Consider the following 20,852-nt stretch of genomic DNA (forward strand, 5'->3'; position numbering starts at 1 on the left):
ATGGAAAAGCCCGTCCTGCGAACGGAGAAAATTTACCCGGTCGGCAGAATGCCGGTCAAAACACAACCGAACCCAGGGAAAGCCCTGCAGAACAAGCGTTCTGCCCCTTGTGTTCTTTCATTGGAGAACAACATGGCTGACATTCGTACCCTTTCCGCCGAGGAGGCCCGCGCTGCCGTTCCGGCTCTCTCGGACGTGCTGGCCGACTGCGTTGTGGGCGGCGCCTCCGTCGGCTTCATGCAACCCTATGGGCCCGAGGATGCCGAGCCCTATTGGCTAGACGTCGCCGATGCAGTTGCCACGGGCGGCAACCTGCTGCTGGTCGCCGAGCTGGACGGCAGGATCGTCGGTACCGTCCAGGTGGGTGCCGCGCAGATGCCGAACCAGCCGCATCGCGGCGACTTGAAGAAGCTCCTGGTGCATCGTTCCGCTCGCGGGCGTGGCCTCGCCCGGCTGCTGATGGAGGCGGCCGAGCGCGAGGCGGCAAGGCGTGGCAAAACCCTGCTCGTGCTCGACACGGCAACCGGCAGCGATGCCGAGGCGATTTACCCGCGGCTCGGTTGGCAGCGTGTCGGCGTGATCCCGGATTATGCGCTGTGGCCGGAAGGAGGCTTCTGCGATACCACCCTGTTCTACAAGCGGCTCACCTGACTGCGCCACGCGCCGCTTATGACCACCTTGCGAATATTGGAAGCGCACTGGTTAGAGTAGCACCCGCCGTCCATTGCGTCGCGTTCCAGCCGAACTGCCGTGCTGCTTCAATGTTGATCGCCATATCGTCGATAAAGGCGATCTCCTTGGGTGGAACACCCGCACGTTCGGTCGCCAGCCGGAAAAAATCGGGAGAAGGCTTGCTGTGCCCAAGGGCAGCGGAATAGAGGATGTCGTCGAAATGTGCCCCAAGGCCCAGCTGTTCCATCAGGTAGCGCGCCCGCCTGTGCTCCTGGTTGGTCGCCAGGAAGAGAGTGACGCCGCTTTGCCTGAGCACGGCGAGATCTGCGAGGAGATTGCGGTCGAGGCGGGAATCATTTTCGAACCAGTAGTCGATCAGCGTCGTGGCGCTGAGATGGGGCGCGATCTTTTCGAGCACGGTGGCGAGCCTTGGCTCCAGCGCCTCACGGCCGATGATGATGTCACCCCAATGGATCTGGAAGAACGCCTGTTGCAGCAGGTCAGGCCGCAGCCCGAGATCGTGCTCGAGATAGGTGAAGTGGGACAGCCCATCGGCTGGACGACCATGAATGAGCACGCCGTCGACATCGACCATCAGCACTTTCATGCGGAAATTTCCCCCGGTCTCAAGACATCGCGAAGGTGAAGTCATCCTTCTCGGCGATCAAGGGCGCGGTGCCGGCTTTTTTGTCGCGGCCGACGCATGTAAGTCTAGACTTTCAAGCAAGGACGAATCCGAAATGCGCATCATCTATTCCGAAGACCACAAGCTGCGCGATGCCAGGACCGAACTCCATGCCGGTCAGCTGGTGACGCCCTTCGAGGCGCCGTTTCGCGCCGAGTGGATCCTGGCGGCGGTCAAGGAGGCGGGTTTCCACGATGTGGTGGCGCCCGATACCCATGGGCTGGAAACGGCGCGTAAGGTGCATGATCCTGCCTATCTGGATTTCCTCGCCACCGTCTGGGATCGCTGGGTCGCGGCCGGTTTTACGGGCGAGGCGATCGCCAATTCCTTCGCCGTTCGCCGGACGAGCCAGCGCGTGCCCGACAATATCGTCGGCGCGATCGGCCATTATGCCAATGCCGCCGACACCTCGATCACCAAAGGCTCCTACGAGGCAGCGCTTGCCTCGATGCGCTGCGCCATGACAGGCGCCGATTGGCTGAATGCGGGCAACCGTTTCGCTTTCGCGCTCTGCCGCCCACCCGGCCATCACGCCGGCATCGATCTCTTCGGCGGCTATTGCTTCATCAACAATTCGGGCGTTGCGGCGCAGCGTCTGCTCGATCACGGCGCGAAGAAGGTTGCGGTGCTGGATGTCGATTTCCACCATGGTAATGGCACGCAGGACCTCTTCTATCGCAGAGGCGATGTCTTCACCGCTTCGCTGCATGGCGACCCCATGCACGCCTTTCCTTATTTCCTCGGTCATGCCGACGAGGAAGGCGAGGGGGAGGGCACAGGCGCTAACCGCAACTATCCGATGCCGCCCCATACGCCCTGGGAAGTCTGGTCTTCGGCGCTTGCTGATGCGCTCGCCCGCATCAAGGCCTTCGGTGCGGAGGCAATCGTCGTGGCGCTCGGCGTCGATACGTTCGAACGCGACCCGATCTCCTTCTTCCAGCTGAAATCGGAGGATTTCATTCGTATGGGAGAGATGATCTCCGCCGCCGGCCTGCCGGCCCTCGCCTGCATGGAGGGCGGCTACGGCGTGCCGGAAATCGGCCTCAACGTCGCCAACGTACTCGCGGGTCTGGAAGCCTGATCGCTACCTATGACCGACGAAACCGTTCTATCCCTCCCGACATCCCGCATGCTGAGCTGGGCGCGCAACTCCACCATCTATCGCCTGGAGCGAAGGATGATGACGGAAAAGCAGCTCTTTGACGCCATCACCCGCAAGGCGAAGGAGAAGTTCGAAGATATCAGCGCGGCACAGCTCAAGGCCGTTGCCGATTTCGCCGTTAAATTTGCCTATGACAACAAGGTGCTCGACGACAGCGCCTATGCTGAGATCAGCACCCGCTCTGCCGTGCGCGGCGGCAAATCGAAGCGCGCCATCGCCCAGAAGCTTGCGGTGAAAGGCGTCTCCAGCGAAAAGGTAGAGGCTGCACTCGAGCAGGCTGACGATCTCTATGCGGCGGCGATATTCGCCCGCAAGCGCGCCTTTGGTCCCTTCCGCCGGGTCGAGCTTGACGACAAGCGAAAGGTCAAAGAGCTTTCGGCTTTCGCCCGTAACGGCTTCAGCTTCGACATCGGCAGGAAGGTCTTCGACATGAGCGTCGAGGACGCCGAGGAGGTTATCCTTGCCGGCCGTCTTTGATGTTGCATCGCCTCGGCCCAGGAGATCGCCGATCCCTGGCATTCTTCAGCATCAGCGCTCTTGATCCCGGCATGAAAAGTTTGAATTTGGTTCTCCGCCGTCCTCGGCCTAGAACCGCGCCAGGATCGGAGGCCGCATGGACATCAAGAATATAGAGACTGGAACGGATGGCGCAGCCTTGATTGCGCAGCCGGGCGTGTCGTCGTCTTCGGGCGGCTTGGCGGCCGGCGTCGCGATGTGCCTGATGTCGATGTCTTCGATCCAGTTCGGCGCGGCGTTGTCTTCGTCAGCCATCGCGACCTATGGCGTTGCCGGCGCCACCTGGCTGCGCCTCGCTTTCGCGGCGATCATTCTTGCCGTTGTCGTCAGACCTTCCCTACTGCGTTATAGCGGCGCCCAATGGCGGGCGACCTTGCTGCTCGGCACGACGACCGCCGCTATGACGCTGTGTTTCTTCGCGGCGATCCAGCGACTGCCGCTCGGCCTGGCGATCGCCATCGATTTCCTCGGGCCGCTCTCTGTCGCCGTCTTCGGCTACGGCCTGACCTGGCGCCTGCTCTGGCCGCTGATTGCTGCGGCCGGCATTCTCTTCCTCGCCCATGACGGCGAAGGCTGGGTCGGCAATCTCCCCGGCGTCCTGTTCGCCCTCGGCTCGGCTGTGGGATGGGCGGTCTATATCCTGCTGACGAAGAAGGTCGGCGCTGCCTTCAAGGGGCTGGAAGGCCTCTCGATGTCGCTGATCGTTGCCGGTCTCGTCGCAACCCCCTTCGGCCTTGCCGAGACAGGGGGCGCCTTCACGTTGAAAGGACTGGCGGAGGTTCTCGGCCTTGCCATCCTCGTGCCGCTCTTGCCCTATGCGCTGGAGATGGTGGCGCTGCGGCGCATGCCGTCGGCATCCTTCGGCATCCTGATGAGCCTCGAACCGGCGCTCGGCGCGCTCGCCGGCTTTCTGATCCTGGCCCAGCCGATGACCGCGCTGCAGATGCTGGGTACGGCGCTCGTAGTGGCGGCCAGCGCCGGTGCCACCGCCTCGGCGGCAAAGACCTAGAGCACGTCGCGCAAAAGTGTCAGCGGTTTTGCGATAACGACATGCGCAAAAACAAAGATCGGAAGCGCAAAGAGCGAACATGAAAAACCGCGACGCGCCTTAGGATATGGATCAGGCGGGTTTGCGGTTGGGATCGTCGAGCGCCGGATTGTAGAACAGCGAAAGCGTCAGGCTCTTGGCGATCCGCTCTGCCGTCGCCATGAACCAGGCTTTGGCCTCCGGCGATGGGGCGATATCGTCGAGCGTTTCGGCAAACAGCGACAGCCACTTCGGAAAGAGATCAGGCGTCAGGTTCTGAACAGTCGTATGCGCCTGCACCGGCTTGCCGCCATAGGCGCCGCTGCGGAAGGCGACGGCCGACCAGAAGCTCTTCATCTTCTCCATATGCTCCGGCCAGCGACCGTTCAGCCTGGTGTCGAACACGGGGCCGAGATCGGGATGCGCAAGCACGCGCCCATAGAAGGTCTCGACCAGCCTGCCGATAAAGGCCTCGTCGACGCCCATCGCCCGCATCTCGGCCTCTGCCCTTTCGCGGATCGCCGCGACATGGGCAGGGCGGCCCTGAATGTCATTGTCCATCATAAACCCCGGCGCCGCGTGGTGCGGCGCCCTTCATATAGGTGCTTACGGCGGCGAGCCAAAGCTGTCCGTGCGGCTTGCGGCAATCTGTCAGCGGGCGAGCCTCAAGCACTTGACCGTCATCGCCTCGTTCTTTAGGTTTAGAATTATTCTAAATTATGGAGCGGATCATGTTGGCGCGATTTTTCAGATCCCCGAAACGTTCATTTGAGTCGCTGTCCGAGCAGGAGATCCTGGCCCTCGCGATCGCGTCCGAGGAAGACGATGCCCGCATCTATCTCGCCTATGCCGACAGGTTGCGCCGCGAATTTCCGGCCTCGGCCAAGATCTTCGAGGATATGGCCGAGGTCGAGGATACGCACCGCAAGTCATTGATCGAAATCCATCGTCAGCGTTTCGGCGAGCGCATCCCGCTGATCCGGCGCGAGCATGTCGAGGGGTTCTATGAGCGCAAACCTGACTGGTTGAGGGCAAATCTTTCGCTCGATGCGATGCGGCAGGAAACCGAGGCGATGGAGGATCAGGCCTACCGTTTTTACGTCGAAGCGGCAAAGCGAACCTCGGACGCCTCGACGCGCGAGCTTCTCGGCGATCTCGCCCTTGCCGAACAGGGGCATGAGGATATCGCTCGCATGCTGGGCGACAAGCATACGCCCGAGGACGTCAAGCATGCCGAGGACGAGACGGTGCGCCGGCAATTCGTGCTGACCTATGTGCAGCCGGGTCTTGCCGGGCTGATGGACGGCTCCGTTTCGACGCTGGCGCCGATCTTTGCCGCCGCCTTCGCCACGCAGGATACCTGGCAGACCTTCCTCGTCGGCCTTTCGGCCTCCGTCGGCGCCGGCATCTCGATGGGCTTTACCGAGGCCGCCCATGACGACGGCAAGATTTCCGGCCGAGGTTCCCCGGTCAAGCGCGGACTTGCCTGCGGCATCATGACGGCGCTCGGCGGCCTTGGCCACGCGCTGCCCTACCTCATTCCGCAGTTCTGGACTGCGACCATCACCGCCGCCATCATCGTCTTCTTCGAGCTCTGGGCGATCGCCTTCATCCAGAACAAATATATGGAGACGCCATTCCTGCGCGCAGCCTTCCAGGTCGTCGTCGGCGGCGGCCTAGTCCTCGGCGCCGGCATTTTGATCGGGAATGGGTGAGCTGCGGTCGGGCAAAGCCCGAGTAATCGATCCAGTGGATCGATTGCAGCAGCGAACGCCTGAGCCATGCGAAGGGCCGGGATACGGTTCGGCGTCTCGCTCACCAAAACAGAAAAGACCGGCGAATACGCCGGCCTTTCCCGCAGTCCCCCCGTTTTAACTCTTAGCGCAGCGCGCCGACCAGAACGTCGCGGCCGTTCTCGATGGTGACCCAGCGGCCGGCATTGTAGCTCGACTGACGCTTGACGAAGGAATAAGGCGTCGCAAACCACGGCTTCACATCGGAGGCGAGGTTGTCGAGCACGAAATCGCCCTCGGCGGTGCGCAGCGTCAGCACGGCATGGCCTTCGCCGTCAGGTTTGCGCACGACGGTCATCAAGAGGTCGGCTGCCGAAAAGCCGCGCTGGATCAGCATGCGGCGCTTCAGGAGCGCGAAGTCTTCGCAGTCGCCGGCCGTGGTCGGATAGGCCCAGACCTCGTCCTTGCCGTAGATTTCCTTGTCGGTCATCGGCGTGATCGTGCGGTTGACCGTGGCGTTGATCGAACGCACCAGCGACCATTTTGCCGGAGTCATCTCGACCGGGCCGGAGTTGCGGTTCGGGCCGCATTCGCTGCGGTGAATCTGACAGAAATCGTAGTGGCCGATCGGCTGCGAGGTGGCATTGCCTGTTACCATGGAAGCATTTCTGCTTGGGGCCGGTATGGCGGCCGTGGCCATCGCAAAAATGGCCATCATGGCCACAAAGATACCCTTGATCCGCACGCCCGCTCTTCCTCGCATCGCCCCTTATTTATTAACAAAGTGTTAATGGAGAGGGCCGAGAAGAGTCAATCGTTACTTCTTAGGAGGTTCTCCCAACTCGCTGACATGGTTAAAATGCAACGCGGCCGGGGACCTGTTCGGGATGCGCGGCGGGTGCCGTTCAGGTGGGCTTCTCCATATTTGCCGATGAACGGAGGATGCCCCTGACGGCGCTGACGAGGAGCGCGAGATCGCTCGCGCGGGAGAGGCGGTGGTCGCCGTCGCGAATGAGGGTCAGCACCACGTCGTCGGCGGGAAGATGCTCGACGAGTTTCATCGCATGCGCATGCGGCACGTCGGGGTCTTTCATGCCCTGGAGAATATGCACCGGGCAGCCTGTTTCGATAATGCCGTCGAGCACGCGGTTCTGGCGCCCATCCTCGATCAGCGCCCTCGCATAGATGTTCGGCTCGGGGCTATATTGGGAGCGCTCTTCGAAATAGCCGCGTTCGGTAAGCGACTTGCGCTCCTTAGCCGTCAGGTTCGGTTCGATCAGGTCGGAGGTGAAATCGGGCGCCGGCGCGATCAGCACCATCCCCACGAGCTTTGGGCCTTCGAGCTTCGGCTCGCCATGGCGCGCAAGCTCCTGCGCCAGCCTGAGCGCGATCCAGCCGCCCATCGACGAGCCGACGAGAATCACCCGTTCCGGCGCGAGGTGGCCAATGACGGCCAGCGCCTCCTCCAGCCAGCGCGAGATCGTGCCGTCGCGGAAGCTGCCGCCGGAAAGTCCGTGGCCGGAATAGTCAAAGCGGATGCAGGCAAGCCCGAGTTCCGCCGCCAGCCCGTCGAGTTCCAACGCCTTGGTGCCGCTCATGTCGGATCGGTAGCCGGACAGCCAGACGAGCGTCGGAGCCTTGTTGCCGGCTTGCGCCGGGCGGACGAGCATGGCGATCTCACGCGCGGCCTCGCCCTCGCCGACTGTCAGGAACTGCGGCTGGGTATCTGGCATCTGATCGGGCATCGGCGAACCTCCTGTTGTTTTGGCCTATAAAACAGATTCTTGGCAGGCTGACAGCGGGTGATTTTTCCGCTAAAGGATGATATTGACTCCGTTGCAGCAATGACGCGACACGTTTGTGCACCCTGGATATGGGAGCGCGAGGCTGCAACGTTCCGAAACAACGCGAGGAGAATACGACCATTCGCAGACCTTTTAAGACCGATGCGCCCGTGAAGGACGGACCGCGCTCGAACCGTGAAATCCGCATTCCCAAAGTTCAGCTGATCGGGGCGAACGGTGAGAATTTGGGCATCGTGCCTACCGACCAGGCCCTGAGAATGGCGGAAGAAGCCGGCCTCGATCTCGTCGAAATTTCCCCCAATGTCGAACCGCCGGTGTGCAAGATCCTCGATCTGGGCAAGCTGAAATATGCCAACCAGAAGAAGGCTGCCGAAGCGCGCAAGAAGCAGAAGATCGTCGAAGTCAAAGAAATCAAGATGCGTCCGAACATCGACACCCATGATTATGAGGTGAAGATGAAGGCGATGGGTCGCTTCTTCGACGAAGGTGACAAGGTCAAGGTGACGCTGAAGTTCCGCGGTCGTGAAATGGCCCACCAGGAACTCGGCATGAAGCTGCTGCAGCAGGTCAAGGCCGATACGACCGAGGTCGCCAAGGTCGAAGCCGAGCCCAAGCTCGAAGGCCGTCAGATGATGATGGTGCTGGCGCCGAAGTGAGCGCCAGGCACTTTTTCGCCCAAGGCCGTCCGCAAGGGCGGCTTTTGTGCTTTCGGGTCACGTGAAGATTCCTTCTGCGGCCCCGTTGCACTTTCATGACGCTGCGGTTATAAGCGCGCGTCCGAACTGACCGGCAGGGCATGCCGTGGCAGTTTCGAATGCTTGCGGGACGGTTCGTCGCCGATGCCGCAGATCAACAACAAACGCTCCCGCACCTTGTTGCGACGGCCGGAGAACCGGACTTCGCGAGGAGGGCTTTTTGATGAAGCGCGCAGGGAGGACAGAAGGAGTAGCAAAATGCCCAAGATGAAGACGAAGTCCTCTGCCAAGAAGCGGTTCAAGATCACCGCAACAGGCAAGGTCAAGGCTGCCGCTGCCGGCAAGCGCCATGGCATGATCAAGCGTACCAACAAGTTCATTCGCGATGCACGTGGCACCATGGTTCTCGCAGAACCGGATGGCCGCAAGGTTATCAAGAATTACCTGCCGAACGGTCTCTGAGACTCGTCCGCGAACGCTAGATTTAAGGAGATCATGATATGGCACGTGTAAAAAGAGGCGTTACCGCCCATGCCAAGCACAAGAAGGTTCTGAAGGCCGCAAAGGGCTTTTACGGCCGCCGCAAGAACACCATCCGTACCGCCAAGGCCGCTGTCGATCGTTCGAAGCAGTACGCTTACCGCGACCGCAAGGTCAACAAGCGCAATTTCCGTGCGCTCTGGATCCAGCGCATCAACGCTGCTGTCCGCGAATTCGGCCTGACCTACGGCCGCTTCATCGACGGCCTGAACAAGGCCGGCATCGAAGTCGACCGTAAGGTTCTCTCCGACATGGCGATCCACGAGCCGGAAGCATTCGGCGCGCTGGTCGGCGCTGCCAAGAAGGCCCTTGAGTATCTCAAGGAAACCGGCACGGCTAACGAGTTTGAAGGCGCGGTTCGTTAACCAGCGCTTCCCAAGCTTGACGCTTTTTTGAATTTTGGGAAACCCGCGCTGGTTTGGGCTAGCGCGGGTTTTTCTTTCTTTATATTCCTTGCGCCGGTCGGCGCCGCCTGCCTCCCGATCGCCCGCCTGATACTGGACGGAAAGAAGACGATGTCAGATATCGATCAGCTTAAATCCTCTTTGCTTGCCGAAATTGCCGCCGCTGGCGATGAGCCCGCGCTCGAAGCCGTGCGCGTTTCGGCGCTCGGCAAGAAGGGCTCGGTCTCCGAACTCCTGAAGACGCTCGGCGCCATGACGCCGGAGGAGCGCCAGACCCGGGGTGCCGCGATCAACGCCCTGAAGAACGAGGTGACGGACGCCATCACCGAGCGCAAATCAGTGCTGAAGGTGGCGGCGGTCAATGCCCGTCTGAAGGCCGAAACGGTCGATGTCAGCCTGCCGGTGCGCTCCTCGCCCGCCGAGCGCGGCCGCATCCATCCGATCAGCCAGATCGTCGACGAGATCACCGCGATCTTCGCCGACATGGGCTTCTCGATCGCCGAAGGCCCCGATATCGAAACCGACTACTATAATTTCACGGCGCTGAACTTCCCCGAAGGCCACCCGGCTCGCGAGATGCACGACACCTTCTTTTTCAATCCGGATGAGAAGGGCGAGCGCAAGGTGCTGCGCACCCACACCTCGCCGGTGCAGGTGCGAACGATGGAATCGCAGAAGCCGCCGATCCGCATCATCATTCCCGGCAAGACCTACCGCCAGGACAGCGACGCCACGCATTCGCCGATGTTCCATCAGGTCGAAGGCCTGGTCATCGACAAGAAGGCCAATGTCGCCAACATCCGCTGGGTGCTCGAAGAATTCTGCAAGACCTTCTTCGAGGTCGACAGCGTGACGATGCGTTTCCGCCCGTCTTTCTTCCCCTTCACCGAGCCCTCTTTCGAGGTTGATATCCAGTGCGACCGCTCCGGCCCGATCGTTAAGTTCGGCGAAGGCACCGACTGGATGGAGATCCTCGGCTGCGGCATGGTCCATCCGAACGTGCTGCGTTACGGCGGGCTTGATCCGGGCGAATATCAGGGTTTTGCCTGGGGCATGGGCCTCGATCGCATCGCCATGCTGAAATACGGCATGCCCGACCTGCGCGACTTCTTCAACGCCGACGTCCGCTGGATGACGCACTACGGCTTCCGCCCGCTCGACATGCCGACGCTGTTCGGCGGCCTCAGCGCTTGAACGGAGAATTGAAACGATGAAATTCACGCTCTCCTGGCTGAAAGAGCATCTGGAAACGGATGCCACGCTCGATGAAATCTGCACCCGCCTCACCCAGATCGGGCTGGAAGTGGAGGATGTCGATGACAAGGCGGCCTTCAAGCCCTTTGTCATTGCAAGGGTTGTCTCGGCGGAAAAACATCCCCAGGCCGATCGCCTGAAGGTGCTGATGGTCGATACGGGTTCCGGCGCGCCGGTCCAGGTCGTCTGCGGCGCCCCGAATGCGCGCGCCGGCCTCGTCGGCGCCTTTGCCGCGCCCGGAACCTATGTTCCCGGCATCGACGTGACGCTCGCCGTCGGCAATATCCGCGGCGTCGAAAGCCGCGGCATGATGTGCTCCGAAAAGGAGCTTGAGATTTCCGACAACCACGACGGCATCATCGACCTTCCGGACGATGCGCCTATCGGCACCAGCTATGCCAGCTACGTTCATCTCGATGATCCGGTTATCGAGATCAACCTGACGCCGAACCGCCCGGACTGCACGTCGATCCACGGCATCGCCCGCGATCTCGCAGCCTCCGGCCTTGGCACGCTAAAGACGCGCCCCGCGCCGTCCTTCGCCGTCGAAGGCGAAACGCCGGTCAAGCTGACGCTCGATCTCGACGATGCAAAGCTTTGCCCGGGCTTCGGCCTCAGGCTTGTCCGCGGCGTCAAGAACGGCCCGAGCCCGCGCTGGATGCAGCAGCGGCTGCTCGCCATCGGCCTGCGCCCCATCAATGCGCTCGTCGATATCACCAACTACATGACCTTCGATCAGGGCCGGCCGATGCACGTCTTCGACGCCGCCAAGGTCAAGGGCAACCTGACCGTCCGCCGTGCCGCCGAAGGCGAAACCGTGCTGGCGCTCGACCAGCGCGAATACAAGCTCGGCCCGAACAACGTCGTCATCTCCGACGAGGACGGCATCGAGTCGATCGGCGGCATCATGGGCGGCGAACATTCCGGCTGCGATGAGAACACTGTCGACGTGCTGATCGAGTCCGCTCTTTGGGATCCGATGAACATTGCCAAATCAGGCCGCAGCCTCGGCATCATCACCGATGCCCGCTACCGCTTCGAACGCGGCGTTGATCCGGAATATATGGTTCCCGGTCTGGAACGCACGACGGAACTGGTTCTGGAACTCTGCGGCGGCACGGCCGCCAGGGCTGAAGTCGTCGGCTACAAGGGTTACGAGCCGAAGGTCGTCGAGTTTCCGTTTTCCGAGGTCAAGCGCCTGACCGGTCTCGACATTCCCGCCGAAGAGATGAAGCAGATACTGAGCCGGCTAGGCTTCTCCGTCGCTATGGGCGCCGGCGATGTCGGCTCCTGCTCCGTCGCTGTTCCCTCCTGGCGCCCCGATGTCGACGGCAAGGCCGATCTCGTCGAAGAGATCATGCGCATTCATGGCGTTGACAACATCAAGCCGGCGCCGCTCGAAAGCCATGCTGCTGTCAACGGCCGCATCCTGACGACGTTGCAGATCCGTACGCGCGCTGCCAAGCGCGCGCTTGCCTCGCGCGGCATGCTGGAAGCCGTCACCTGGTCCTTCATCCCGGAAGATCAGGCAAAGCTCTTTGGTGGTGGTTCTCCGGCTCTCAAGCTTGCCAACCCGATTGCCGCCGAAATGTCGGATATGCGCCCCTCGCTGCTGCCCGGCCTGCTGACGGCTGCCCAGCGAAACGCCGATAAGGGCTACGGCGACGTGGCAATCTTCGAAGTCTCCGGCACCTACGAAAATGACACGCCGGAAGGCCAGCGGCGCGTCGCTGGCGGCATCCGCCGCGGCACGGCCTCGCTGTCAGGCGCCGGCCGCATGTGGTCGAATACGGCCAAGGGCGGCGGCAAGCCGGTCGACGTCTTCGACGCCAAGGCCGATGCGCTCGCCGTCATCGAAGCTTGCGGCCTGCCGATGGGCAATATCCAGATCGAACAGGGCGGGCCGGAATGGTATCATCCCGGCCGCTCCGGCACGATCAAGATGGGGCCGAAAGTCGTGCTCGGCTATTTCGGCGAATTCCATCCGCTGACGCTGGAAGCGCTCGATGTCTCCGGGGCGCTGTGCGGTTTCGAAGTCTATGTCGACGCCATGCCGGAAGCGAAACGGAAGGCGACGCGCACCAAGCCGGCGCTTGAATTGTCACCTTTCCAAGTGGTCCGCCGCGACTTCGCCTTCGTCGTCGACAGGACGGTGGAATCAGGCGCTATCATCAAGGCTGCGACGGGCGCCGACCGCAAGCTCATCACGGGCGTCAACGTCTTCGACATCTTCGAAGGCGCATCGGTTGGTGAGGGCAAGAAGTCGGTGGCGATCGAGGTTCAGATCCAGCCGGTCGAGCGCACGCTGACGGACGAGGATTTCGAGGCGCTGACCCAGAAGATCGTGGCGAGCGTGACGAAATTCACCGGCGGCGTGCTGAGAAGCTGATCCTTACGGGTCTTGCCAAGCATAAAGGACCGGCCGAGATGGCCGGTCTTTCAACCGGTGTCCGTCTTTCAACGATGGAGATGGTAGAGCTTGCTGACGATCGTCCATCGACCTTCGATCTTCAGCAGCGAGAGATAATCGGTAAAGCGCATTCCGGCGAAATCGTCGGTAACTTTGACGCTGGCCGCATCGCCCTCGACATCGACGCTCTGGATGTCCATGAAGGGCTGCGTGCCGGGCGGCGCGGGCTCCTCAGCCAGGATCGCCGCGATGAATTCGTCCCGCGTCAGCCATTCGATGGCATTCTGGTAATAGCCGATGATCGAGCTTTTGGGGTGAAAGGCCTTTTTCAAGGCTGCCTCGTTGGCGAAGGCCATGCCTTCGACATAGAGATGAACCGTCTGTTCGACTGACTGCCTGTCCGACATGTTTTCATCCCGTTGCTTGGGATGAAGTTAAATAGCTTCGCCGGCCGCGAAGGCAAGCCCGGTCGAGTGCAACCGGCCGGGCTTCCTGTCTCAAAGGTTCGTCATTGCAAGCGAGGCATCCGAATAGCGCTTGCCGGCCACCTGTGTCGCGGGGATCGCCTCGCTAAGCTGCTTGAGTTCCGCAGCACTTAGCGTGATATCGGCGGCAGCGGCGTTCTGTTCGAGGTGGTGAAGCTTGCGCGCGCCGGGGATCGGCACGATGTCGTTCCCCTGGCTTAGCACCCAGGCCAGCGCCAACTGCGCGGCCGTCACGCCTTTCTCGGCTGCAAGCTCTTCGAGCGTCGCGACGAGGGCCGCGTTGGCGTCGAAATTCTCAGCCTGGAACCGCGGCACCTGGCGGCGGAAATCGTCGGCGGCGAGATCCTCCACTTTGCGAATCGCCCCGGTCAGGAAACCGCGGCCGAGCGGGCTGTAGGGGACGAAGCCGATGCCGAGCTCGCGGCAGGTGGCGAGCACCTCCTCTTCCGGGTCGCGCGTCCACAGCGAATATTCGCTCTGAAGGGCTGCGATCGGATGGACCGCATGCGCGCGGCGGATGGTGGCTCTGCCAGCCTCCGAAAGGCCAAGCGCGCGGACTTTCCCTTCCCTGACCAACTCGGCCATGACGCCCACTGTCTCTTCGATCGGCACGTCGGGATCGACCCGATGCTGGTAGAGGAGGTCGATGGTCTCGATGCCGAGGCGCTTCAACGAAGCCTCGGCGACTTCTCGCACATGCGCGGGGCGGCTGTTGACGCCGGCGATGGCGGCCGCACCCTTCTGGCTGGTATCGATCTTGAAGCCGAACTTGGTGGCGATCACCACGCGGTCGCGGAATGGCTTCAGCGCCTTGCCGAGAAGAACTTCGTTGGTGAAGGGACCATAGACTTCGGCAGTGTCGAAGAAAGTGACGCCGAGATCGACGGCGCGATGCAGGGTCTTGATCGATTCCGCTTCGTCGCTGGCGCCATAGGCAAAGCTCATGCCCATGCAGCCAAGGCCGACGGCAGAGACGGTAAGATCGTTTCCGAGTTTTCGGGTTTTCATGTTGCGCTCCTTTGAGCTGATCTGCACCGCGTTGGGATCGTTGCGGTACGGACAGACCATATCGGTCTCCAATAAATCGGAAAATACGTGCAGTTTCTAACAGCCTGTTCTATCATTTCGATCAATGAACAGAACACAGCTCTCCCAACTCGCCGTTCTCGCCGCCGTCTCGGAGCATCGCAGCTTCCGGGCTGCGGCCAGAGAACTCCTCGTCGCGCCATCGGCGGTCAGCCATGCGATCTCGAGCCTGGAGGAAAGCCTGGGCGTCCGGCTCCTGGCGCGCACCACCCGGAGCGTCGCGCCGACGGAGGAGGGCCGCCTGCTTCTCGAAAGGCTCCGCCCGGCGCTCGAGGAGATCGCCGTTGCATTGGAGGCAGTCACCGACGCGCGCGACAAGCCTGCCGGAAACCTGCGCATCACGGCGCCGCGCTTTGCCTCCGATATCCTGCTCGCCACGCGCCTCGGCGATTTTCTCAATCTCTATCCCGATATCACCCTGGAGATCGCCAACGAGGACGGCTTCACCGACATCGTCAAGGAAGGGTTCGACGCCGGCATCCGGCTGGAGGAGAGCCTGGAGGCTGATATGATCGCGGTCAGGATCTCGCCCAACCTGACGACGGTCATCGCCGCGTCGCCGGAATATTTCGAGCGCTATCCGAAGCCGGAGCATCCCCGCGATCTCGTCCGTCATCGCTGCATCAAGCGGCGCTTCACCAACGGCTCGATCTATCGCTGGGAATTCGAAAAGGACGGGCAGGAACTGGTCGTGCCGGTCGACGGGCCGCTGATCGTCAGCGAGGATCGGCTCGCTCTTCTTGCGGCGCTGAACGGCGCAGGCCTTGCCTATCTCTTCAACATGCGGGTGCATTCCGAACTGGCGGCCGGCAGGCTTGTGCGGGTACTGGAGGATTGGTGCGCGCCCTATCCCGGGCCGTATCTTTATTATCCCAGCCGGCGGCAAATGCGGCCGGCGCTGCGCGCCTTCATCGATTTTTTCAGATATGTCGAAAAGGATACGGGCGGGCGGGGCTAGGACAGCCGCCCGTATCCTTCATTCCGTCAGGCAGCTTTCGCCTTCTGGTTTGCCGCCGTGGTGGCAAGCCGGGAGAGGGTCTTGTCGGTCGCCGTTTCCTCCTGCAGCGTCTGGTCAAGCAGGCTGACGACATCCTTGAGGCCGAGCGTCGCGGCCCAGGTCTTCAGTGTGCCGTAGCGGGCAATCTCGTAATGTTCGACGGCCTGGGCAGCCGAGATCAGGCCGGCATCCAGCGCCTGCGTGCCCTTGAATTCATCCATGATTTCCTCGCCCTCGGCGATAATGCCCTGGATCGCCTCGCAGGTCTTGCCCTGGGCGCGTTTGCCGATCTTGTCGAAAACCTGCTGCAGGCGCTCGACCTGGCCTTCGGTCTCCTCGCGATGCTTCTCGAAGCCCGCCTTCAGTTCGGAGGATTGCGCCGCGCGCGCCATCTTCGGCAGGGCGCGCAGAATTTGCCGCTCGGCAAAATAGATGTCCTTCAGCGTGTCGTAGAAGAGATCTTCCAACGTTTTTTCCTTGGCCATTTTCTCGATCCTTGTTTTGGGGGAAACCGCGCGAAGCGGCGACACATTAAGAAGCGAAGACCACGCAAATTGTTCCCGATCGTTTTCGGGTGGACGGGAAATGCGCCGCAGGCGATGATTCTCAGGTCGACAGTGAGGAGAGAAAGCCATGCGGAAGCCGGGTTCGATGAAGGGTCTGGAGGATCTCGGCCGCGTGCGGCTGTCACAGAACTTCTTCCTCCGCGATTTCCTGCATTCCGAAATCGCCGATTTCTACCGCATTCCCAATATCCCCGAGGATCCCGATCTGGCGATCGAGGCGGGCCGCAGGCTCTGCGAGGAATTGTTGGAGCCGCTGGAGGCGACGTTCGGGCGTCTGCATATCCGCTCCGGCTATCGTTCGCCTGAGGTCAACAGGTTCGGCAACGAGAACAATCTGAACTGCTCGACCAATGCCGGCACTGCTGCGCATCACATCTGGGATATGAGGGACTTTTACGGCTGCATGGGCGCTGCGGTCTGTATTGTCGTGCCGTGGCTGGTCGACCGTTACAGCGACGAAAGTGACTGGCAGCGACTCGCCTGGTGGATCCACGACCACCTGCCTTATGCCTCTGTCTGCTTCTTCCCCAAGCTGTGGGCCTTCAATATCCAGTGGCACGAACGGCCGAAACGGGTGATCCAGAGTTATATCAGCCCGCGCGGCATCCTCACCAAGCCGGGCATGGCGAACTGGGAAGGAGACCATTCCGAGTGGTACGAAGGCTTTCCCGCGCTTACAGCGCCGCGCATCTTCTGATTGAAGGAATTATGCCGTGAAGCTGATGCGGTAGCGGATGTGGCCGTCGCTCTCGACATAGCTGTCGTAGAGCGCCCGGGCTGTCGTGTTCTGCTCGCTCGTATGCCAGTAGAGCCGCGACCAGCCCTTCGCCTTGCAAAGCCCAATGAGATCATCCATCAGCGCCCGCCCGACGCCTTTGCCCCGCGCATCGGGATCGACGAACAGGTCTTCGAGATAGCAGTCTCTGCCGCGGATCCATGTGCCCTCATGCGTGAGGTAGAGCGCAAAGCCCATCACCCTGCCATCGACTTCGGCCACTCGCATCGAGATCGCCGAGCCCGGATCGAAGACCCGGCGCCATGTCTGATCGGTGATGTCGGAATCGACCGTGACTTCGTAAAAGGCGAGATAGCCAGCCCAAAGTTCGCGCCAGCGGGTTTCGTCCTCGGGGCGGGCATCACGTATCGTCACGGTCATGGGCATCCCTTCTTCAGGCGCCGGCTTCGTCGAGCAGCGCCATCGCGTCATCGGAAAGCGCAAGTGTCGCCGATTTCACCAGGCTTTCAAGCTGCGAAAGGCTGGTGGCGCTGGCGATCGGCGCCGTCACACCCTTCTTGCGCAGCAGCCAGGCAAGCGAGATTTCCGCGGGCTTTGCGCCGGTCTGGGCTGAAACCTTGTCGAGCGCCGCAAGAATGCGCAGGCCCTTGTCGTCGAGGTATTGCGAGACGCGGCCCTCGCGTGCGCGGCCTTCCGTGTCGGCCTTGTTGCGGTACTTGCCTGTGAGGAAACCGGCTGCGAGACTGAAATAGGTGATGACGCCGATGTCTTCCCTGATGCAGAGCTCGGCAAGCGGTCCCTCGAAGCTCGCGCGTTCGTAAAGATTATATTCCGGCTGCAGCACGTCGTAACGCGGCAGGCCGGCCTTGCCGGCGGCGTCGAAGGAAGCCTGGAGCAGCTTTGCATCATAGTTCGAGCAGCCGATAGCGCGGATCTTGCCCTGCTGCTTCAGCTTGGCATAGGCGCCGAGCGTTTCCTCGTGCGGCGTATCGGCATCCGGCCAGTGCGAGAGATAGAGGTCGATGTAATCCGTCTGCAGCCGTCGCAGCGAATCTTCGACAGCCTTCAGGATATAGGTCTCCTTCAGCGTCTTCCCCTGTCCCATGTCCGAGCCGACCTTGGTGATGATGACGGCCTTGTCGCGGGAAACGTTCGCCTGCTTCAGCCAACGCCCGATGATCTCCTCGGAATCGCCGCCCTTGTTGCCGGGAACCCAGGCGGAATAGACATCGGCTGTGTCGATGGTGTTCAAGCCTGCGTCGAAGAAGGCATCGAGCATGGCGAAAGATGTTTTCTCATCGGCCGTCCAGCCGAAAACATTGCCGCCGAAGACGATCGGCGCGAGTGAAAGACCTGTTTTTCCAAGCCGGCGCATTTCCATGACGCTCTCCAAAATGGTGAAATGATTGAAATTGCGGAAACGGCAGAACGCCGTCTCGGAGCATGATGTTCCGGCGTAACCTAGCGCGATCCCGGCATCAGGGAAACCAAACTTCCGTGATTTCGGGTCGCGCCATTGCGCCGTTGCGGAGGCCTGAATATGGTTCGCCGACATCAGCTTTGGGAGATTGGATCATGTTGCGCTTCGGTATCATTTCAACGGCGAAGATCGGCCGCGACAATGTCGTTCCAGCAATCCAGGATGCGGAGAACTGCGTCGTCACAGCGATTGCGAGCCGCGATCTCGCGCGTGCAAGGGAGATGGCGGACCGCTTCTCGGTGCCGCATGCCTTCGGCTCCTATGAGGAGATGCTGGCCTCCGACACCATCGACGCCGTCTATATCCCCCTGCCGACCTCGCAGCATATCGAATGGTCGATCAATGCAGCCGATGCCGGCAAGCATGTGCTCTGTGAAAAGCCGCTGGCGCTGAAAGCAGCCGATATCGACGACGTGATCGCCGCCCGCGACCGCAACCGGGTCGTGGTCACCGAAGCCTATATGGTCACCTATTCCCCGGTCTGGCAGAAGGTGCGCGCGCTGATCGACGAGGGCGCGATCGGTTCGCTCCGGCATGTGCAGGGCGCCTTTACCTATTTCAACCGCGATCCCGCCAATATGCGCAACGTTCCCGAGCTTGGCGGCGGCGGCCTTCCCGATATCGGCGTCTATCCCGTCATGAGCACTCGCTTTTCCACCGGCAAGGAGCCGCTCTGGGTTCAGGCGATCACCGAGCGCGATCCGGACTTCGGCACGGATGTCTATTCGAGCGTCAAAGCCGACTTCGGCGATTTCGAGCTAAGCTTCTATATCTCGACGCAGATGGCGAACCGCCAGGTCATGGTCTTCCACGGCACCGACGGTTACATCGAGGTCAAGTCGCCGTTCAATGCCAATCGCTGGGGCCCCGAGGAGATTGAGCTCGCCGACCGCAGCCACAATGAATCGCGCATTTTCCGCTTCCAGGACAGCCGCCAGTACCGGCGTGAGGTCGAGGCCTTCGCCCGGGCGGTGAAGAACGGCAAGGAAGAGATCGTCACGCTCGAAAATTCGAAGCTGAACCAGAAGGTGATCGACGCGATCTATCGCGCCAGTGAGAGGGACGGCTGGGAAGCCGTCTAGCGCATAACCCCGAAAATCGGAATCAATTTTAGGAAAGGATTATGCGCCGTTTCAAAGTGCTGGAGCGTCTCATTGGACGCGCGGCGCACTCGTCACTCTGCCCGGAAGACGAAGCGCGAATAGCCGAAGAAGCTGAAGAACATCGAGGCGAGGGTGGCGATCACCATGGCTGCAAGGGGCTGAAGCGCCGGCAGCGACAGCAGAAGGGCGGAATAGAGCCCGTAATTGACGAGTGCCGCCGTCACCCCGACCGAGCCGTAGCGGAAGCCTTCGGCGGCAAGCGAACGGCCGGAGCGATCGAAGGTGAAGCTCCGGTTGAAAGCCCAGGTCGCCGCCATTGCGAAGGCGATCGCGATGAGCCGCGCCAAAAACGGCCCGAGCGGCGTCAGCTCGAGCAGTGCCGACAGGATGCCGGCATCGATGAGGAAGCCGATGCCGCCGGCAATCGCGAAGCGGACGAGCTTCTTCATGCCGCATCCGCCTTGCCGCGGCCGGGACGCGATGCAGGCGAGGCTTCGCCGACCGGCGGCTTGGCCGCGCTTGGCGTCACGAGGCCCATATAGTGGATGCGCAGCTGCTCGGCGCGGGCGCGCGCGACGGAATCCAGGATGACGCCGGCGGTGAACAGCATGAAGGAGATCATCATCAGCGCCATCGACAGTACCCAGGTCGGCATGCGGCTGACGAGGCCCGTCTCGAAGTATTCCGCCAGCACGGGCGCCATGAATCCGAGGCTTGCCAGCATGAAGGCGGCGCTGATCGTGCTGAAGAAGGCAAAAGGCCGCGTTTCCTTCATCAGCATCGCAAACATCCAGAGGATTTTGCCGCCGTCGCGAAAAGTCGAAAGCTTGGAATGCGAGCCGTCCGGCCGGCGGCCGTAATCGAGTTCCAGCTCGCTGACCGGCAGCTTCAGCCGCGAGGCATGAACGGACATTTCTGTTTCGATCTCGAAGCCGCCTGATACCGCCGGGAAGCTCTTGACGAAACGGCGCGAAAAGGCGCGGTAGCCGGAAAAGATGTCGGTGAAATCAGGGCCGAAGATCGTCCGGTAGAGTAGGTTGAAAAGCCGGTTGCCGAGCGCGTGGCCCTGACGGCCGGCATCGGCATGCACACCGCGGCGCGTGCCGACCACCATGTCGGCGCGCTCCGTCAGAAGCGTGCGTACCAGTTCCTCGGCATCGGAAGGCGCATAGGTCCCGTCGCCGTCGGCCATGATGTAGATATCAGCTTCGATGTCGGCAAACATGCGGCGCACGACGTGACCCTTGCCCTGCCGCCGCTCGCGCACGACATGCGCCCCGGCAAGCATCGCCTGCAAGGCGGTCCCGTCGGTGGAATTATTGTCGTAGACGTGGATCGCTGCCTCCGGCAGCGTCGCGCGGAAGCCCCGCACCACGGAGCCGATTGTCGCCGCCTCGTTATAGCAGGGAAGCAGGACGGCTATATCAAGATTGTCGGTACGCGATCGGGCCATGACTTTACTCGTTACACAGAAGCCGTGGCGAGCCTAAACCACT

The 20,852-nt window shown here is 61.6% G+C and carries 24 protein-coding genes; 13 read left to right on the plus strand and 11 right to left on the minus strand.

The window, feature by feature from the left end:
* The first annotated feature begins 132 nt into the window (after positions 1–132).
* Positions 133–651 (plus strand): GNAT family N-acetyltransferase, encoded by a 519-nt coding sequence (locus EFD55_RS00005; RefSeq protein ID WP_125841703.1) that lies wholly within the window; start codon positions 133–135, stop codon positions 649–651.
* A 16-nt stretch (positions 652–667) separates the two neighbouring features.
* On the opposite strand, the gene EFD55_RS00010 is transcribed toward EFD55_RS00005, so the two are convergent.
* Positions 668–1,279: an HAD-IA family hydrolase gene (locus tag EFD55_RS00010; protein ID WP_125841705.1), complete on the minus strand. Its 612-nt coding sequence runs from the start codon at positions 1,277–1,279 to the stop codon at positions 668–670.
* A 133-nt stretch (positions 1,280–1,412) separates the two neighbouring features.
* Between EFD55_RS00010 and EFD55_RS00015 the strand changes: the two genes are divergently transcribed.
* From EFD55_RS00015 to EFD55_RS00025, 3 genes are all read left to right on the plus strand, one after another.
* Complete coding sequence (locus tag EFD55_RS00015; RefSeq protein ID WP_125841707.1) at positions 1,413–2,438, plus strand: histone deacetylase family protein; 1,026 nt, start codon at positions 1,413–1,415, stop codon at positions 2,436–2,438.
* A gap of 9 nt (positions 2,439–2,447) precedes the next feature.
* A complete protein-coding gene (gene recX, locus EFD55_RS00020; RefSeq protein ID WP_125841709.1) occupies positions 2,448–2,996 on the plus strand; it encodes a recombination regulator RecX in 549 nt (182 codons plus the stop codon).
* Positions 2,997–3,132: 136 nt separating this feature from the next.
* Complete coding sequence (locus EFD55_RS00025) at positions 3,133–4,044, plus strand: EamA family transporter (RefSeq protein WP_125841711.1); 912 nt, start codon at positions 3,133–3,135, stop codon at positions 4,042–4,044.
* A 111-nt stretch (positions 4,045–4,155) separates the two neighbouring features.
* Here EFD55_RS00025 and EFD55_RS00030 read toward each other — a convergent pair whose 3' ends face one another.
* The gene (locus tag EFD55_RS00030; RefSeq protein WP_125841713.1) at positions 4,156–4,623 is read right to left on the minus strand and encodes a group III truncated hemoglobin; all 468 of its coding nucleotides are present in this window, start codon (positions 4,621–4,623) and stop codon (positions 4,156–4,158) included.
* A 170-nt stretch (positions 4,624–4,793) separates the two neighbouring features.
* Between EFD55_RS00030 and mbfA the strand changes: the two genes are divergently transcribed.
* On the plus strand, positions 4,794–5,777 hold the full coding sequence (mbfA, locus tag EFD55_RS00035; protein WP_125841715.1) for an iron exporter MbfA: 984 nt from the start codon (positions 4,794–4,796) through the stop codon (positions 5,775–5,777).
* Between the two features lie 163 nt (positions 5,778–5,940).
* On the opposite strand, the gene EFD55_RS00040 is transcribed toward mbfA, so the two are convergent.
* Together EFD55_RS00040 and EFD55_RS00045 are read right to left on the minus strand one after the other, a co-directional pair.
* Entirely contained in the window at positions 5,941–6,540 is a 600-nt protein-coding gene (locus EFD55_RS00040) for a transglutaminase-like cysteine peptidase (protein WP_125841717.1), read from the minus strand.
* Positions 6,541–6,700: 160 nt separating this feature from the next.
* Positions 6,701–7,540 carry an alpha/beta hydrolase gene (locus EFD55_RS00045; protein WP_125841719.1) on the minus strand — a complete coding sequence of 280 codons (840 nt, stop codon included), beginning with the start codon at positions 7,538–7,540 and terminating at the stop codon, positions 6,701–6,703.
* Positions 7,541–7,719: 179 nt separating this feature from the next.
* On the opposite strand from EFD55_RS00045, the gene infC reads away from it, so the two are divergent.
* From infC to pheT, 5 genes are all read left to right on the plus strand, one after another.
* On the plus strand, positions 7,720–8,256 hold the full coding sequence (infC, locus tag EFD55_RS00050) for a translation initiation factor IF-3 (RefSeq protein WP_245438240.1): 537 nt from the start codon (positions 7,720–7,722) through the stop codon (positions 8,254–8,256).
* Between the two features lie 297 nt (positions 8,257–8,553).
* Positions 8,554–8,757, plus strand: coding sequence for a 50S ribosomal protein L35 (gene rpmI / locus EFD55_RS00060; RefSeq protein WP_003570998.1), 204 nt, complete (start codon positions 8,554–8,556; stop codon positions 8,755–8,757).
* Between the two features lie 38 nt (positions 8,758–8,795).
* Entirely contained in the window at positions 8,796–9,200 is a 405-nt protein-coding gene (rplT, locus tag EFD55_RS00065; protein ID WP_125841723.1) for a 50S ribosomal protein L20, read from the plus strand.
* 150 nt (positions 9,201–9,350) lie between these two features.
* Complete coding sequence (pheS, locus tag EFD55_RS00070; protein WP_125841725.1) at positions 9,351–10,433, plus strand: phenylalanine--tRNA ligase subunit alpha; 1,083 nt, start codon at positions 9,351–9,353, stop codon at positions 10,431–10,433.
* Between the two features lie 16 nt (positions 10,434–10,449).
* Entirely contained in the window at positions 10,450–12,882 is a 2,433-nt protein-coding gene (gene pheT / locus EFD55_RS00075) for a phenylalanine--tRNA ligase subunit beta (protein ID WP_125841727.1), read from the plus strand.
* A 68-nt stretch (positions 12,883–12,950) separates the two neighbouring features.
* Here pheT and EFD55_RS00080 read toward each other — a convergent pair whose 3' ends face one another.
* Both EFD55_RS00080 and EFD55_RS00085 read right to left on the minus strand, forming a co-directional pair.
* Complete coding sequence (locus EFD55_RS00080) at positions 12,951–13,310, minus strand: nuclear transport factor 2 family protein (RefSeq protein ID WP_125841729.1); 360 nt, start codon at positions 13,308–13,310, stop codon at positions 12,951–12,953.
* Positions 13,311–13,400: 90 nt separating this feature from the next.
* Positions 13,401–14,396 (minus strand): aldo/keto reductase, encoded by a 996-nt coding sequence (locus tag EFD55_RS00085; protein ID WP_125841731.1) that lies wholly within the window; start codon positions 14,394–14,396, stop codon positions 13,401–13,403.
* Positions 14,397–14,520: 124 nt separating this feature from the next.
* Between EFD55_RS00085 and EFD55_RS00090 the strand changes: the two genes are divergently transcribed.
* Positions 14,521–15,432: a LysR family transcriptional regulator gene (locus EFD55_RS00090; protein ID WP_125841733.1), complete on the plus strand. Its 912-nt coding sequence runs from the start codon at positions 14,521–14,523 to the stop codon at positions 15,430–15,432.
* Positions 15,433–15,458: 26 nt separating this feature from the next.
* On the opposite strand, the gene EFD55_RS00095 is transcribed toward EFD55_RS00090, so the two are convergent.
* On the minus strand, positions 15,459–15,956 hold the full coding sequence (locus tag EFD55_RS00095; RefSeq protein ID WP_125841735.1) for a YciE/YciF ferroxidase family protein: 498 nt from the start codon (positions 15,954–15,956) through the stop codon (positions 15,459–15,461).
* Between the two features lie 148 nt (positions 15,957–16,104).
* On the opposite strand from EFD55_RS00095, the gene EFD55_RS00100 reads away from it, so the two are divergent.
* Positions 16,105–16,734 (plus strand): hypothetical protein, encoded by a 630-nt coding sequence (locus EFD55_RS00100; protein WP_125841737.1) that lies wholly within the window; start codon positions 16,105–16,107, stop codon positions 16,732–16,734.
* Between the two features lie 9 nt (positions 16,735–16,743).
* Here EFD55_RS00100 and EFD55_RS00105 read toward each other — a convergent pair whose 3' ends face one another.
* Positions 16,744–17,193 (minus strand): GNAT family N-acetyltransferase, encoded by a 450-nt coding sequence (locus tag EFD55_RS00105; RefSeq protein WP_125841740.1) that lies wholly within the window; start codon positions 17,191–17,193, stop codon positions 16,744–16,746.
* A gap of 13 nt (positions 17,194–17,206) precedes the next feature.
* Positions 17,207–18,154: an aldo/keto reductase gene (locus tag EFD55_RS00110; protein ID WP_125841742.1), complete on the minus strand. Its 948-nt coding sequence runs from the start codon at positions 18,152–18,154 to the stop codon at positions 17,207–17,209.
* A 194-nt stretch (positions 18,155–18,348) separates the two neighbouring features.
* Here EFD55_RS00110 and EFD55_RS00115 point away from each other — a divergent pair, with 194 nt between their 5' ends.
* On the plus strand, positions 18,349–19,335 hold the full coding sequence (locus EFD55_RS00115; RefSeq protein ID WP_125841744.1) for a Gfo/Idh/MocA family protein: 987 nt from the start codon (positions 18,349–18,351) through the stop codon (positions 19,333–19,335).
* A gap of 92 nt (positions 19,336–19,427) precedes the next feature.
* On the opposite strand, the gene EFD55_RS00120 is transcribed toward EFD55_RS00115, so the two are convergent.
* Complete coding sequence (locus EFD55_RS00120; protein ID WP_125841746.1) at positions 19,428–19,805, minus strand: GtrA family protein; 378 nt, start codon at positions 19,803–19,805, stop codon at positions 19,428–19,430.
* Complete coding sequence (locus EFD55_RS00125; RefSeq protein WP_125841748.1) at positions 19,802–20,809, minus strand: glycosyltransferase; 1,008 nt, start codon at positions 20,807–20,809, stop codon at positions 19,802–19,804. The genes EFD55_RS00120 and EFD55_RS00125 overlap by 4 nt, the downstream gene beginning before the upstream one ends.
* Between the last annotated feature and the right edge of the window lie 43 nt (positions 20,810–20,852).

It is taken from the genome of Rhizobium pisi, from assembly GCF_003938655.1.
GTDB classification, from domain to species: domain Bacteria; phylum Pseudomonadota; class Alphaproteobacteria; order Rhizobiales; family Rhizobiaceae; genus Rhizobium; species Rhizobium pisi.

Coding starts and splice junctions, on each gene's coding strand:
- EFD55_RS00005 (WP_125841703.1), top strand. CDS start 133: ATGGCTGACATTCGTACCCTTTCCGCCGAGGAGGCCCGCGCTGCCGTT.
- EFD55_RS00010 (WP_125841705.1), bottom strand. CDS start 1,279: ATGAAAGTGCTGATGGTCGATGTCGACGGCGTGCTCATTCATGGTCGT.
- EFD55_RS00015 (WP_125841707.1), top strand. CDS start 1,413: ATGCGCATCATCTATTCCGAAGACCACAAGCTGCGCGATGCCAGGACC.
- recX (WP_125841709.1), top strand. CDS start 2,448: ATGACCGACGAAACCGTTCTATCCCTCCCGACATCCCGCATGCTGAGC.
- EFD55_RS00025 (WP_125841711.1), top strand. CDS start 3,133: ATGGACATCAAGAATATAGAGACTGGAACGGATGGCGCAGCCTTGATT.
- EFD55_RS00030 (WP_125841713.1), bottom strand. CDS start 4,623: ATGGACAATGACATTCAGGGCCGCCCTGCCCATGTCGCGGCGATCCGC.
- mbfA (WP_125841715.1), top strand. CDS start 4,794: ATGTTGGCGCGATTTTTCAGATCCCCGAAACGTTCATTTGAGTCGCTG.
- EFD55_RS00045 (WP_125841719.1), bottom strand. CDS start 7,540: ATGCCCGATCAGATGCCAGATACCCAGCCGCAGTTCCTGACAGTCGGC.
- rpmI (WP_003570998.1), top strand. CDS start 8,554: ATGCCCAAGATGAAGACGAAGTCCTCTGCCAAGAAGCGGTTCAAGATC.
- rplT (WP_125841723.1), top strand. CDS start 8,796: ATGGCACGTGTAAAAAGAGGCGTTACCGCCCATGCCAAGCACAAGAAG.
- pheS (WP_125841725.1), top strand. CDS start 9,351: ATGTCAGATATCGATCAGCTTAAATCCTCTTTGCTTGCCGAAATTGCC.
- pheT (WP_125841727.1), top strand. CDS start 10,450: ATGAAATTCACGCTCTCCTGGCTGAAAGAGCATCTGGAAACGGATGCC.
- EFD55_RS00080 (WP_125841729.1), bottom strand. CDS start 13,310: ATGTCGGACAGGCAGTCAGTCGAACAGACGGTTCATCTCTATGTCGAA.
- EFD55_RS00085 (WP_125841731.1), bottom strand. CDS start 14,396: ATGAAAACCCGAAAACTCGGAAACGATCTTACCGTCTCTGCCGTCGGC.
- EFD55_RS00090 (WP_125841733.1), top strand. CDS start 14,521: ATGAACAGAACACAGCTCTCCCAACTCGCCGTTCTCGCCGCCGTCTCG.
- EFD55_RS00095 (WP_125841735.1), bottom strand. CDS start 15,956: ATGGCCAAGGAAAAAACGTTGGAAGATCTCTTCTACGACACGCTGAAG.
- EFD55_RS00100 (WP_125841737.1), top strand. CDS start 16,105: ATGCGGAAGCCGGGTTCGATGAAGGGTCTGGAGGATCTCGGCCGCGTG.
- EFD55_RS00105 (WP_125841740.1), bottom strand. CDS start 17,193: ATGACCGTGACGATACGTGATGCCCGCCCCGAGGACGAAACCCGCTGG.
- EFD55_RS00110 (WP_125841742.1), bottom strand. CDS start 18,154: ATGGAAATGCGCCGGCTTGGAAAAACAGGTCTTTCACTCGCGCCGATC.
- EFD55_RS00115 (WP_125841744.1), top strand. CDS start 18,349: ATGTTGCGCTTCGGTATCATTTCAACGGCGAAGATCGGCCGCGACAAT.
- EFD55_RS00120 (WP_125841746.1), bottom strand. CDS start 19,805: ATGAAGAAGCTCGTCCGCTTCGCGATTGCCGGCGGCATCGGCTTCCTC.
- EFD55_RS00125 (WP_125841748.1), bottom strand. CDS start 20,809: ATGGCCCGATCGCGTACCGACAATCTTGATATAGCCGTCCTGCTTCCC.